Annotated in this window: 12 protein-coding genes; 7 read left to right on the forward strand and 5 right to left on the reverse strand. The window is 59.6% G+C overall.

Features of this window, described 5'->3' with window-relative positions; all coding sequences use genetic code 11:
- Nucleotides 1-31: 31 nt before the first annotated feature.
- Complete coding sequence (locus EA797_RS08240; RefSeq protein ID WP_122164611.1) at nucleotides 32-1,036, reverse strand: DUF481 domain-containing protein; 1,005 nt, start codon at nucleotides 1,034-1,036, stop codon at nucleotides 32-34.
- 148 nt (nucleotides 1,037-1,184) lie between these two features.
- Here EA797_RS08240 and EA797_RS08245 point away from each other — a divergent pair, with 148 nt between their 5' ends.
- Both EA797_RS08245 and EA797_RS08250 read left to right on the forward strand, forming a co-directional pair.
- Nucleotides 1,185-1,544: an MGMT family protein gene (locus EA797_RS08245; RefSeq protein WP_122164612.1), complete on the forward strand. Its 360-nt coding sequence runs from the start codon at nucleotides 1,185-1,187 to the stop codon at nucleotides 1,542-1,544.
- 34 nt (nucleotides 1,545-1,578) lie between these two features.
- The gene (locus EA797_RS08250; protein ID WP_122164613.1) at nucleotides 1,579-3,279 is read left to right on the forward strand and encodes an AmpG family muropeptide MFS transporter; all 1,701 of its coding nucleotides are present in this window, start codon (nucleotides 1,579-1,581) and stop codon (nucleotides 3,277-3,279) included.
- A gap of 44 nt (nucleotides 3,280-3,323) precedes the next feature.
- Here the strand turns inward: EA797_RS08250 and EA797_RS08255 are convergent, their stop codons facing one another.
- On the reverse strand, nucleotides 3,324-4,148 hold the full coding sequence (locus EA797_RS08255) for a mechanosensitive ion channel family protein (RefSeq protein WP_122164614.1): 825 nt from the start codon (nucleotides 4,146-4,148) through the stop codon (nucleotides 3,324-3,326).
- 94 nt (nucleotides 4,149-4,242) lie between these two features.
- Nucleotides 4,243-4,722 carry a YajQ family cyclic di-GMP-binding protein gene (locus tag EA797_RS08260; RefSeq protein ID WP_122164615.1) on the reverse strand — a complete coding sequence of 160 codons (480 nt, stop codon included), beginning with the start codon at nucleotides 4,720-4,722 and terminating at the stop codon, nucleotides 4,243-4,245.
- Between the two features lie 143 nt (nucleotides 4,723-4,865).
- On the opposite strand from EA797_RS08260, the gene EA797_RS08265 reads away from it, so the two are divergent.
- Genes EA797_RS08265 through EA797_RS08285 form a run of 5 tightly spaced genes read left to right on the forward strand, consistent with a single transcriptional unit; the run spans nucleotide 4,866 to nucleotide 10,438 of the window.
- On the forward strand, nucleotides 4,866-5,831 hold the full coding sequence (locus EA797_RS08265; protein WP_122164616.1) for a response regulator: 966 nt from the start codon (nucleotides 4,866-4,868) through the stop codon (nucleotides 5,829-5,831).
- A gap of 5 nt (nucleotides 5,832-5,836) precedes the next feature.
- A complete protein-coding gene (locus EA797_RS08270; protein WP_122164754.1) occupies nucleotides 5,837-6,748 on the forward strand; it encodes a putative 2-dehydropantoate 2-reductase in 912 nt (303 codons plus the stop codon).
- A gap of 43 nt (nucleotides 6,749-6,791) precedes the next feature.
- Nucleotides 6,792-8,807, forward strand: coding sequence for a HAMP domain-containing sensor histidine kinase (locus tag EA797_RS08275; protein WP_122164617.1), 2,016 nt, complete (start codon nucleotides 6,792-6,794; stop codon nucleotides 8,805-8,807).
- A gap of 15 nt (nucleotides 8,808-8,822) precedes the next feature.
- Nucleotides 8,823-9,413: a cob(I)yrinic acid a,c-diamide adenosyltransferase gene (locus tag EA797_RS08280; protein ID WP_122164618.1), complete on the forward strand. Its 591-nt coding sequence runs from the start codon at nucleotides 8,823-8,825 to the stop codon at nucleotides 9,411-9,413.
- Nucleotides 9,410-10,438, forward strand: a complete 1,029-nt coding sequence (locus EA797_RS08285; RefSeq protein WP_122164619.1) for an ion transporter — start codon at nucleotides 9,410-9,412, stop codon at nucleotides 10,436-10,438. Before EA797_RS08280 ends, EA797_RS08285 begins: the two co-directional genes overlap by 4 nt.
- On the opposite strand, the gene EA797_RS08290 is transcribed toward EA797_RS08285, so the two are convergent.
- Nucleotides 10,435-11,211 (reverse strand): alpha/beta hydrolase family protein, encoded by a 777-nt coding sequence (locus EA797_RS08290; protein WP_122164620.1) that lies wholly within the window; start codon nucleotides 11,209-11,211, stop codon nucleotides 10,435-10,437. The genes EA797_RS08285 and EA797_RS08290 overlap by 4 nt on opposite strands.
- Nucleotides 11,195-12,322, reverse strand: coding sequence for a DUF3182 family protein (locus tag EA797_RS08295; RefSeq protein ID WP_122164621.1), 1,128 nt, complete (start codon nucleotides 12,320-12,322; stop codon nucleotides 11,195-11,197). Before EA797_RS08295 ends, EA797_RS08290 begins: the two co-directional genes overlap by 17 nt.
- Nucleotides 12,323-12,557: the final 235 nt, after the last annotated feature.

Raw genomic sequence — 12,557 nt, forward strand, 5'->3', positions numbered from 1 at the left:
GCGCCCGGTCAGCAGCGAATTGGGACTGGCTTTACCAGCCCACTCCAAAACCGACGCTGTAGCGTGTTTCGTCCTTATTGCTTTCCGCGCCGCTGACAATGTCTTTTTCGGCCTTCATGTTCAGCGAAGCCCAGTCGGTCACCTTGTAACGCAGCCCTACCTCGGCATCCAGCTGGTAGTCGGCTACGTTTTCAAGCGGTTTGCCGATCTCGCCATTGCTGAACAGCTCGAAGGTCTTGCCAACCAGATAGCGGTTGTAATTCCACTTCATCGCCAGGGAGTAGAAGTCTTCCTTGTTACCGCTGGCAAATTCGTAGTCACTACGGTTGAACAGCGTTGCGAGGGAGAAGGCGCCGAGCTCGTTGTCCCAGAACTGATAACCGGGACCCGTACCGACTGTGCGCTGACGGCGTACGTCTTCGATCTTGTCGCGCTTGTACTCCAGCCGTCCCTGCCAGAACCAATGCTCGTCGAGGAAACGGTCCAGGGCGTATTCGGCATCCCAGTTGTCAGTCGAAGTGACGTCGTTGCGGTATTCACGGTTGTAGTTGGCGGTAGCGTTATGTCGCCACAGGCCATGACGCGCAGAATTCTTGAAGGATACGTCGTAGTCGTCGGTATCCGTTTCGGCACGCTTGTAGTCCAGCGAAACGTCCACGTTGCCTTTCCAGGTCAGGTCATGAACCAACGGTTTGGGACGAATTATCTGCGAGATGCTGGCGAGCTTGACCGTATGGGCCGCCCCGCCATTGTTCAAGACCACAGTGCCGTCGTCCGCCGCCTGCATCGACTTGGCAACTTCCCCCGTAAAGTCGTCCTGCTTGATCAGCAGCTGCTGGTTGGACTCCAGCGTCGCAACCTGACTCCACTTCACAGGAATCGAACCGCCATACTCGGTTTCGATAAGCAGTTTGCCGCCGTCGAGAAGGCTGATCTTGCCTGTCAGGCGGTCGCCGTTTTTCAACCAAACGGTATCGGCGAGCGACGGCAGGGCGACGAGGGAAAGGGATACACATAGAAGCGTTCTGGAAAACATAGAGGGCTGAAATTCTGCGCAAGTGCGATTAGAAAGACGGCATTATCCTTATGCCTTTGTCCACAGCAAGCACAGACTGCCGAACGGGTTCCGAGTTCAGCGTCTCGACTGTCGTTACTTCCATTCACCACGCAGCAGAGGAAACACGATGCCAGAGCTACTGCCTGAGCATTCGCTAGCCGCCGAAACCGACTCGCGCCGGGCTGCCGTGTACCTCGTCATGGCACAGATCCCTGAGGGCAAGGTAGTGACATACGGCGAAATAGCGAGCCTGGCAGGGCTTGGTCGCGCCGCACGCTGGGTAGGCAGGCTGATGTCGCAACTGCCGGAAGGCTCTCGCTTGCCGTGGCATCGGGTCATAAGTGCGGGCGGACGACTGAGCCTTCCGGCCGGAACCGCTGCCGGACACGAACAACGCATGCGCTTGCGGGCTGAGGGCGTGACCATCATCAACGACCGCGTCGACATACGTCGCCACGGCTGGCAATCGGCGGAGTACAGCGGGTAGAGTGCGCGCTTCATGTCTATCGCCGTCCCGTCATATGTCCCGTGAAACCTGGCGCACTGCCCTCGCCGCCTATGCCAGCCCCGCCTCTATCACGCTGCTGATTCTCGGCTTCGCTGCAGGCCTGCCGGCGATACTGGTGTTCTCCACGCTTTCAGTCTGGCTCCGCGAAGCCGGTGTATCTCGCGAAACCATCGGGTTCGCCAGCTGGATCAGTCTGGCTTATGCCTTCAAGTGGGTATGGTCGCCGATGCTCGATCAATGGCGCCTGCCGTGGCTCGGCGCTCTGGGGCGCCGCCGATCCTGGCTGGTCCTTTCGCAGGTAGTGATCGCAATCGGGCTGATCGGCATGGCTCTGTGTAATCCGCAGCACAACCTGACGATGCTGATAGCACTCGCCGTCGCGGTGGCCTTCGCCTCTGCCACCCAGGACATCGCCATCGATGCGTACCGGCTGGAGATTGCCGAAGACAAGCTGCAAGCGACGCTGGCAGCCAGCTACATGACGGGCTACCGAATCGCCATGCTGTTGGCCAGCGCTGGGGCACTGTTTCTTGCCGAGTGGCTGGGTTCGACCAATGTTGAATACAGCCAGTCCGCCTGGGCTCTGACGTATGTCATTTTCGCGCTGCTGATTCTGCCGGGACTGATTACCAGTCTGCTGATCCCCGAGCCGGACGGCGCCGCACCGCTGCCTAACGAGCCGTCCAAATACAGCTTCAACCACCAGCTGGCAGGCGTCGGCCTGTTCCTGGTCCTGCTGATTTCCGTACCAGCGATGATCAATGCGCTGATCGCCCAGGCGTGGCCACGAGCGATCCTCTATCTGCTATTCATCATCGGTTCGCTATCGCCTTGGGGCCGCTCTCTTTTGTCCCCCGTCCGGCACATGCTGCAGCAGGCCGGTCAGCGCCAGCGTCCCGTTCGATTCGACTTCGTTCACCAGGCCGTGTCGGTAATTGTGCTGATCATTCTGATGGTATCCACCACTGGCATGTTCCAATCCTACTGGGGTGGTTACTGGCCGCGCGGCACAATGTATCTGCTGATCTGCTGGGCGTGCCTGTCCGGCCCTGGTCGCATTCTGATGGGGCCGGTGCTGACGCCGATCACCGACTTCATCGTGCGTTACCGCTGGCAGGCGCTGCTGCTGCTGGGACTGATCGCCACCTACCGGATGTCCGACACGGTGATGGGCGTGATGGCCAACGTCTTCTATATCGACCAGGGCTTCAGCAAGGACCAGATTGCCAGCGTGAGCAAGCTGTTCGGCCTGATCATGACGCTGCTCGGCGCGGCGTTCGGTGGTCTGCTCATCGTGCGCTTCAGCATCCTTCCGATACTGTTCATTGGTGGGGCTGCGTCGGCGGCGACCAATCTCATGTTCATGCTGTTGGTGGAGATGGGCGCCAACCTGAACATGCTGATCGTGACGATTTCCTGCGATAACTTCAGCGGCGGGCTCGCCTCTACGGCCTTTGTCGCCTATCTCTCAAGCCTGACAAATCTGAAGTTCTCTGCAACGCAGTACGCCCTGCTAAGTTCGCTGATGCTGCTATTGCCACGCTTGCTGGGCGGCTATTCAGGCGTCATGGTCGAACGGCTCGGCTACAGCGACTTCTTCCTGGTTACCGCCTTGCTCGGCATACCGACGCTGATATTGATTGCATGGCAGTGGTCGCGCACTCGCCGAATAGCGGACCCGGCCGATCCTTTGGCGAACACCGAGCGAAACTGACAAAAAAGCCGGCATTGCCGGCTTTTTCAAATCTGAACAGCAGGCTAACGCTGCACCAGATGTACCACCCGCTGCGGAAAGGGAATACCGATTCCAGCCTCATCGAAGCGCTCTTTCACCCTTTCAGTGAAGCCGAACGTCACGGGCCAGAAGTCTTTTGTCGCAACCCAGACACGAAGCGATAGATTGACCGAGCTATCACCCAGCCCGACGACATGGACCACTGGCTCGGGATCGCGCAGGACGCGCTCATCCTCGGCAATCTCAAGCAGGATCTGGCGAGCCAGCTTGATATCTGCGCTGTAATCGATACCGATGTTGATATCAGCGCGACGCCGCGGCTCACGTGAAAAGTTGGTGATATGGCTGTTGGAGAGGCTGCCGTTAGGCACAACGATGGTCTTGTTGTCGCCGGACTTGAGCACGGTATGGAATATCTGTATCGAATGCACCGTCCCTGCCACGCCCTGCGCCTCGATCCATTCACCGACTCGAATGGGTCGGAAGATAAGGATCAGCACGCCGCCGGCGAAGTTGGCCAGGCTGCCCTGCAGCGCCAAGCCTATCGCCAGGCCGGCCGCACCGATGACGGCAATGAAAGAGGTCGTCTCGACGCCGATCATCGAGGCCACGCTGATCAGCAACAACGCCTTGAGCACGATGCTCGAAAGACTTTCGATGAAACCATGCAACGAAGGGTCGATCTGGCGACGCTTCAACAAGCTGCCAACCCGGGCTACGAAGGTATTGATCAGCCACCAGCCAAGCAGAAAGGTAAAGAGCGCTAGAGCGACTTGAGCGCCATACTGAATAACGATCGGCAGCCAGGCCTCGGAAAGTTCGACCAGATAATCGACACTGAAATCCATTGGATTGGGGACTCCTAGAAACACCGAGCGCCCGGGCTAGCCTGGTTGCTCGGTTGATGCGGGCAAAGGCACGCGTGCGTGCGCGGGGGACGAATCAGTCGCGGAAGTTGTTGAACTGCACTGGCATGCCGAAATCCTTGGCACGCAGCAGCGCAATGGCCTCCTGCAGATCATCGCGCTTCTTGCCGGTGACGCGTACCTGCTCGCCCTGGATGGCAGCCTGCACCTTCAGCTTGGCGTCCTTGATATGGGCGACGATCTTTTTCGCCAACTCTTTATCGATCCCTTCACGCAGCACTACTTCCTGCTTCACCGACTTGCCAGAGGGATAGGGATCCTTGAATTCGAGGCACTGAATATCGATCTTGCGCTTGACCAGGCTCAGTTTGAGGATTTCCAGCATCTGCTCCAATTGGAAATCAGCGTCGGCGGTCATATTGACGGTCAGTTCCTTGAGTTCGAAACTGCCTTTCCCACGCAGGTCGTAACGCCGCTCAAGTTCCTTGACAGCATTTTCGATCGCGTTGGTCACTTCGTGTTTGTCCAGTTCGGACACCACGTCGAACGAGGGCATGGGGCTTCCTCCTAATGGAAACGGCGCAAGGGTGTGATCCAGCGCGCTTAGCTTGACGGTTCAAATGGGCCATCATTATAACGGTTCAGGGCAATAAGACCCGACCATCACTTTTCAGGGTCACATCCCTCACCGAGTCCTGCATGCCCAACCCCCAACTCAGCATCCTGGTTGTCGATGACGCCAAGTTTTCCAGCGTGATGATAGGTCGCGCCCTCGCCAAGGCTGGGTACGAGGATGTGCGCTTCGCCAACAGCGCCAGCGCCGCGTTGGAACTGATTGAACAACGCCCCACCAACGTGTTGCTGGCCGATTGGCTGATGCCGGAGATGGATGGGTTGGAGTTGACCACCCAGGTCCGCCAGCAGGACGAAATGTCCGATCACTACACCTACATCATTCTGCTCACTGGTCGTGACGGTCAGGACGTGCTGAGCAAGGCTTTCGACCACGGCGTGGACGATTTCATCGGAAAGTCGGTCATGAATGACCAACTGGTGCCGCGGGTATATGCAGCCGACAGGCTGTGCGGGTCGTTGCAGCGGCTGATGCGGGAAAATCGTCTGCTGACCGAGAACATCGCAAGCCTGGAACAACGCAACCTGATAGACCACGTGACCGGCATCGGCAACCGCCGCTACCTCGAGCAGCGGCTTGGCGACAGCCTGCGCCAGATCGAAAGCCGCGGCGGCGCGCTCTGCTACCTGGTGATCGGCCTGCCTGAAATAATGAGTCAGCAGGAACGCTACGGCGAGACGTTCCACCACGAACTGCTGCGAGGCGTTGCGAGGCGCCTGCAACAACTGGTTCGTCCGCTGGACGTGCTTACCCGCCTGGATGACCGGCATTTCGGCGTGGTCACATTGATCGACGACCTGCGTGCTTGTTCACCCAGCAGCTTCAAGCGGCTCCACGAAGGGCTCAACCTCAAGGCCTTCAAGACCAGCGAAGGATTTATCTCGATCAAGGCCGGAATCGGCATGGTCAGCCTCGATGCAAGCGTATCGCCAGTCAACACGGCGCTGATCATTCAGCGTGCAGAGGCATTACTGCCTGACGCCTATGCCACAGGCCGGATCGTACCCCTGCGCTACAAGCAAGCCACCTGATGGCCGTGACCTGGCATGTACTCGGGGCTGGCAGTCTCGGCGGCCTCTGGGCGACGCGCCTGTCGCGTGCTGGCGTACCACTGCGTCTTATTCTGCGTAACCAGCAGCGGCTGGCGGATTACCAGAGTGCAGGCGGCCTGGCGCTGACCGAAGAGGGCGAAACCTCTCTTTATCCGGTGCCCGCAGAACTGCCGGATGCGACCACACCAATCCGGCGGTTGCTGGTGGCATGCAAGGCCTACGATGCGCAGGCCGCTGTCGCTGAAGTGTCGCTACGGCTGAGATCAGGCACGGAGATCCTTCTCCTTCAGAATGGCCTCGGCAGCCAGCAGGCCATCGCTGAGAGATGGCCCGACTGCCGTTGCATTTTCATCTCCAGCACCGAAGGTGCCTATCGCCAGAGTGGCTTCAGCATCGTCCACGCCGGTCGAGGGCAGAACTGGCTGGGCGATCCGATGAACCCAAACGCACCGGCCTGGCTCGCCGACATGGAAAAAGCGCAGATCCCCCACGTCTGGAACCGCGACATCATGAGCAAGCTGTGGCGCAAACTCGCGCTCAATTGCGCCATCAACCCCATGAGCGTTCTGCATGATTGCCGCAACGGCGAACTGCTGGCACACCGCGAACAGCTGAATTCGCTGTGCAAGGACCTCGCGCACTTGCTGCGCGCCTGCAATCAGACGGAAGCCGCCGTTGGCCTTGAAGATGAAGTGCTGCGCGTCATCGAGGCCACCGCCAGCAATTACTCGTCGATGCACCAGGACGTACACAATGGACGTCGCACCGAAGTGAGTTTTTTGCTCGGGCACGCGTGCCGGGCCGCGCTACAGCATGGTGTGGAAGCGCCCGGCCTTGCGAGGCTTCTGGAGCAGCTCAGGGCATTCCTGCAACTTCGCGGATTGCCGACGGACTGAGGCACCGCTACCCTGCTGCAACACTCTCTCGCCTGTGCCTGCCATGACCCTGCGCCAGCGCCTCGAAAATCTGCCGGTCGGCCGCAAGCTGCTGATCGCCCTGCTCGTGCTGCTCGCGGCTGTGCTGCTGGTGTCCAATCTCACCTTCATCAGCGCGGCCTATTGGATCTCCCGCCAAAGCGTCGCACCGCAAGCCATGCATACGCTCGGCGCCCTGCTGGCGACCCCAGAGCTGAGCAGCCGCGCCCTGGCATCCGAATCGGCAGCCGACGAGCTGCTGCAAAAGCTGCATGACTACGCGCCACTGCGCGCAGCGGTGATCTACGACAATACAGGCCGGCGCCTTGCCCAACTTTATCGAGGCGACCCGCTGGATCTTCCGGAGCAGATCAGCACCCTGCCGGCGTGGAAAAAAAATGAAATGCGTGCCAACCTGCTCGTTGAACTGCCACAAGCCGCAGGCCCGCCGGGTCATCTGCTGATCGTCGCCAGCAGTGAACTGCCCGGAGCCTTCTATACAGGCACCTTTACGGCCAGCCTCGCCATCCTGCTGGCCAGTCTACTGCTCTGGGCGCTGGTGGCACGCCAGATTCGCAGACTGATCACCCGACCGATTCGAGACCTCGAAGCGCTGTCCCGCCAGGTCACACGAGATGAGGACTATTCACTGCGCGCCACGCCGCGGAACCGGGACGAGATTGGCAACCTCGCAGATGCTTTCAACACCATGCTGTCGCGTATGGAAGCCCGCGAGCAGCAGCTCAAACGCGCCCGTGACGACGCCCAGGAGGCCTTCGACCACGCTCAGGGTCTGGCTGAGGAAACCCGCCATTCCAACCGCAAACTCGAGCTTGAAGTGCAGGTACGCAGCAAGATCGAGCAGAAGCTCACCGGCTTCCAGAACTACCTGAACAGCATTATCGACTCCATGCCCTCGGTGCTCATCGCGCTGGATGAGCAACTCTACGTAACTCAATGGAATCAGCAGGCCAGCGCCCTGTCCGGTACGTCCATCGACGACGCCCTGAATCAACCGGTGTTCATCGCATTCGAACCGCTACGGCCGTTCCTTACGCAGATCCGGCGAACTTCGGAACATCATCAGGTCGAGAAAATCGAACGCGTCACCTGGACCTTCAATGACGAGCCTCGTCATTACGCACTGACGCTTTACCCCCTCATGGGCGGGGGCGGCCGTGGCGTTGTGATCCGCATCGACGACATTACCGATCGGATCAACATGGAAGAAATCATGGTGCAGTCGGAAAAAATGCTCTCGGTCGGCAGCCTAGCCGCCGGCATGGCACATGAGATCAACAACCCCCTCGGCGCAATCCTGCACAACGCACAGAACATCCGCCGACGATTGTCGCCCGATCTGGAGCGAAACCGCGAGGCCGCCGACGAGACAGGCGTCTCCCTGTCGGCCGTTAACCAGTACCTGCAGCGGCGGGAAATCCCGCAGTTGCTCGACGGAATACAGCAGGCCGGCTCGCGTGCCGCCAAGATCGTCAGCCACATGCTGAGCTTCAGTCGCCTCAGCAACAGGCAACTTGCCGAATGCCAACTGCCGATACTCATCGACCAGGCGCTGGAAATCGCGGGCAACGACTTCGCGCTGATGGACGGTTTCGATTTCCGCTCCATCGAAATCGTGCGTGATTTCGATCCGCAGATCGATCGTGTTCCCTGCATTGGCAATGAACTGGAGCAGGTGCTGCTGAACCTCCTGAAGAACGCGGCGCAGGCGATCCACCAGCATCCGGAACGAGGCCGAGGCCAGATCATTCTGCGCACGCGCCTGAGCCCGCCATGGGCCGAGATTCAGGTGGAAGACAACGGCGGCGGCATTCCCGAGAACATCCGCAAGCGAATTTTCGAGCCCTTCTTCACGACCAAAGAGGTGGGCCAGGGAACCGGCCTGGGCCTTTCCGTTTCGTATTTCATCATCACCAACAACCACAAAGGCCAGATGGAAGTTCAGAGCAGGCCAGATCAGGGCACGACCTTCACCTTGCGTCTTCCACTGACATCGGCCTCCGACACTCCTGCGAGCTGAACCAAGGAATTACAGATGGGTAACCGACTTTCGAAGATCTACACGCGAACCGGTGATGCAGGCGAAACTGGCTTGGCTGACGGCCGCCGGGTGCCTAAGGATCACCCGCGGGTCGAGGCAATGGGTGAAATCGATACACTCAACAGCCAGCTCGGCCTGCTCCTGGCCGAGCTGGCCGAAGCCCAGACTCGCTGGCCCGACCTGGCCGAGCTGATCGAGGTTCTCGGTCCCTGCCAGCACCGCCTGTTCGATCTCGGGGGCGAACTGGCGATGCCGGAGTACCAGGCGCTGACGGAGGCGGAGGTGGCGCGTCTGGAAGCAGCCATCGACCACTGGAACCAGGAGCTTGGGCCACTCGAGGATTTCATCATGCCCGGCGGCACACGGTTGATCGCCATGGCCCATCTTTGCCGAAGCATGGCACGCACCAGTGAGCGCCGCTGTCAGCAGCTCAATGCCATGGAGCCGCTACGTGCGGTCGGGCTGGCCTACCTCAATCGTCTGTCGGACCTGTTCTTCGTCGTGGCTCGGCTGATCGCGCGCCGTCAGGGATGTGCTGAAATTCTCTGGCATGCGGCCAGCGCACCGGCCAGTGCAGGCCAATGACCGAGCCGACTGCACAACGGAATGAGCGCCTGCGTGACGGGCTGCACGCGGCCTGGGAAGGCTTCATCGTCTTGCTGGTCTGCATCAACCTGGGGCTGATCATATTTGACAGCCTTTTCATCCTGGCGCCCATCAACGAGGCGCTCTCTAACTGGCTGCCTGAACTGCATCAGCGATACGACGCCACCATTCACCGCAACTTCCAACTGATCGATCTAGGCTTTGTCGCGATATTCATCCTCGACGTCCTGCTCGGCTGGACAGTCGCATTATTCGAGCGACGCTACACGCGCTGGTACTACTATCCTTTCGCCCACTGGTACGACGTTCTCGGCTGCATTCCGCTGACGGGCTTGCGCTGGTTGCGTGTGTTACGCGTAGGCAGTCTGCTGATCCGACTTCAGCGGCTGGGCCTGATCGACATGCGGCGCTGGGCAATTTTCGGAGTCGCCCACCGCTACTATTCACTGCTGCTCGAAGATCTATCGGATCGGGTCATGGTTCGGCTGTTCAGCCGTATGCAGCAAGAAATCGGTGCCAGCGACGACCTGTCTCGCAGACTGCTCGAGGAAGTCGTCAGGCCGCGCAAGGAGCGATTGCTCAACGACCTGTCCCGGCGCATGCAGAGCATGCTGGAGACCGGTTACCGGGACAATCGCGGCGCTATCGAAGGCTACGTGGGCGCGCTGATCCATCAAGCGCTGCAGAACAATCCGGAAGTAACCAGCCTGCGTCGTCTGCCAATGGGTGGGCGGGTCGCCGATACGCTCGACCAGGCCTTGGCCGACATTGCCGCACGGCTGTTGCAGGGAGCCGCAGAGGGACTGCAAAGCCCACAATTCCAGCGCCTTGCGCGAAACCTTGCCGATGAATTCTTCGAAGCCTGGGTCTATCAGGACGAAAACACCGACCTGGCTTTGGAGGAACTTCTGGTCGACGTGATCGAGGTGCTCAAGCAGCAGGTGCTGGATCGCCGCTGGAGCCGTTTCGTCGGCCCCATACAACCGCCCTCGCCGCCCGGCTAAGGCATCCTGTTGGCAGCAGCGAGGCCTTCCTGCTGATCCAGACGTGCACCCACCACCATTTCAGTTGCCCAATTCACCAGGATGTCGGTGTAGGCCTTCTGACAGCATTCAGTGGTCAATGCGTGATCGGCACCGAGGATGACGCGGTGCGTCAATGAATGCGTCTGATGGAATGCAGCGCGGTAACTCATGATGGTGCTGTGGGGCACCAGATGATCGTGTTCGGACTCGACGATCAGCACGTCCCCGCGAAACTCAGCGCAGGCCGCTAACGCACGATTTTCCTCTGGGGTCACCCGGCGTCCCCTCAATTGATTGAGCAAATCACGATTGAGCTGACGCTTGGGCACCATCCAGTCATCATCCGAATAAAGAGCTGGGACGCGAAGCGCCAGCCACTTCACCGGCCGCAGCGCAGTCAGCAAAGCGGCCAGGTAGCCCCCGTAGCTGGTGCCCACCACGGCGATAGCAGACGGATCGATGTTGGGGTGCTGCGCCAGTAAGTCATAAGCGGCTAGCAGATCATTCAGGTTCTGCTCGCGCGTAACGGTCTGCTGTTGCGCAACGGTAAGGGCATGACCGCGCAAGTCGAACGACAGGCAGATGCAACCCAGCCCCGCAATGCCACGCGCGCGGCTAAGATCGCGCTCCTGGCTGCCTCCCCAGCCATGTACAAACAGCACGCCGGGCAGTTTGGTTGGCGGCGAGAGAAAGGTGCCAGCTATGTGCTCGTCATCAACCAGAATATCTACACACTCACTTTGCGTCGCCATAAGCCTCTACCGTGACGTATTTGGTAATGAAGCCAACCTCGGCATCCTCGCCGCGAAACAGCACGGTTGCGCCATGTGGAATAGTCTGCGCCTCACCATAAACTTCGACGGTAGACGCTCGAACGGCACCGCGAGCGCCCTGCCTGAACGCATCAAGTGCCGCAATCTCCGCTCCGCTGGCCCCGCCGATTCGCCAGGACTGCTCAAGTACACCGGAACAAGCCCGACCTCGGCCATCGATACCCTGAGCGATGTCGTAGTTTCGACGAGAGGCAAAGAACCCCCGGAAACACGCCGAAGCAGCATCGTCGTAGATTTGCGCCTGTGACACGGCCAACCGCACCTTTTCCGGCAGATCGAGCGCCAGCAGGGCATCGAAATCGCCGTTTGAAACGACTAGATCGGAGCCGCCGTAGACCGTCTCACCGGAATTGTCGGATGTGAGCCGCTGGGTTCCGTAATAGCTCAGCGTGTTGCCCGCCACTCGGATCTGGCCAACGCTGAAGGTGGTCACCTGTTCCAGGTTGGCCTCAAGCACCAGCCCGTACTGCGCCAGCTCCTTTTCATCGATATGTGCCAAGGCCTGATCCAGCGCCTGTACCGTGGTGATCCGTTCCTGTCCCCGGCCTCCCGTTGCTCTTACCGGCTTTAATCTCACTGCCCCTTCGTGGAGCAAGCGCCGCCCGGCTTCTCGAGCATCGTTCAGCGAGAACATGCTGTATCCGGGAAGAACACTGCCGATGACGCGACTGACGAAATCGCGTGACCATCCGATCGGCGCGTCAGCATCCGGGCGAACCAGCGGATGGCTGATGGCCTTCGTCTCGATAAAAGGCTGCGGGACAACACCGCCAAACAGATCTTCCTCACCGTCGAGACCCAATTCGCGCGCGGTGCTGGTGCCGACGATGGTGCCCGAGGGTACGAAGTACAAATGCTGGGGATATTCGACGCTGCGATCGTACGCACCGAGGAAAGTCATGCCCTGGAGCACTGCAAGACGCCGGGCAAGCTGCTCGTGCACGGCTCTTTCATGAAGGGGTTCGCTAGGTCGATTGGCCAAGGTCACTACAGCGCCTCGTGGCTTGTGCGGCTGATCCGCATTGATCATCGGTGGGCTTGCTCCATGGACTGCTGGTACATGTAGGGCGAGCGGCAGACACCGCCCGTTTCGTTCGTTATCTCCCGGGCCAAAGCGGTTCCGGTGTAAAGAGATAGACCTTGGATGTCGCCTATCTATCCTTCGCTCTTCAGTTCGACTCAATCAAGCAGCGCGTTAGCCATAACGAAAAAGGGGGAGCAGACCGAAGCCTGCTCCCCCTTTTCATTACCGCCTCGCTCAGTCT

The sequence above is a fragment of the Stutzerimonas zhaodongensis genome, from assembly GCF_003696365.1.
Lineage (GTDB): Bacteria > Pseudomonadota > Gammaproteobacteria > Pseudomonadales > Pseudomonadaceae > Stutzerimonas > Stutzerimonas zhaodongensis.

Excerpts from the sequence above, each read along its gene's own strand:
- EA797_RS08240 (WP_122164611.1), bottom strand. The coding sequence starts at position 1,036 with ATGTTTTCCAGAACGCTTCTATGTGTATCCCTTTCCCTCGTCGCCCTG.
- EA797_RS08245 (WP_122164612.1), top strand. The coding sequence starts at position 1,185 with ATGCCAGAGCTACTGCCTGAGCATTCGCTAGCCGCCGAAACCGACTCG.
- EA797_RS08250 (WP_122164613.1), top strand. The coding sequence starts at position 1,579 with ATGTCCCGTGAAACCTGGCGCACTGCCCTCGCCGCCTATGCCAGCCCC.
- EA797_RS08255 (WP_122164614.1), bottom strand. The coding sequence starts at position 4,148 with ATGGATTTCAGTGTCGATTATCTGGTCGAACTTTCCGAGGCCTGGCTG.
- EA797_RS08260 (WP_122164615.1), bottom strand. The coding sequence starts at position 4,722 with ATGCCCTCGTTCGACGTGGTGTCCGAACTGGACAAACACGAAGTGACC.
- EA797_RS08265 (WP_122164616.1), top strand. The coding sequence starts at position 4,866 with ATGCCCAACCCCCAACTCAGCATCCTGGTTGTCGATGACGCCAAGTTT.
- EA797_RS08275 (WP_122164617.1), top strand. The coding sequence starts at position 6,792 with ATGACCCTGCGCCAGCGCCTCGAAAATCTGCCGGTCGGCCGCAAGCTG.
- EA797_RS08280 (WP_122164618.1), top strand. The coding sequence starts at position 8,823 with ATGGGTAACCGACTTTCGAAGATCTACACGCGAACCGGTGATGCAGGC.
- EA797_RS08285 (WP_122164619.1), top strand. The coding sequence starts at position 9,410 with ATGACCGAGCCGACTGCACAACGGAATGAGCGCCTGCGTGACGGGCTG.
- EA797_RS08290 (WP_122164620.1), bottom strand. The coding sequence starts at position 11,211 with ATGGCGACGCAAAGTGAGTGTGTAGATATTCTGGTTGATGACGAGCAC.
- EA797_RS08295 (WP_122164621.1), bottom strand. The coding sequence starts at position 12,322 with ATGATCAATGCGGATCAGCCGCACAAGCCACGAGGCGCTGTAGTGACC.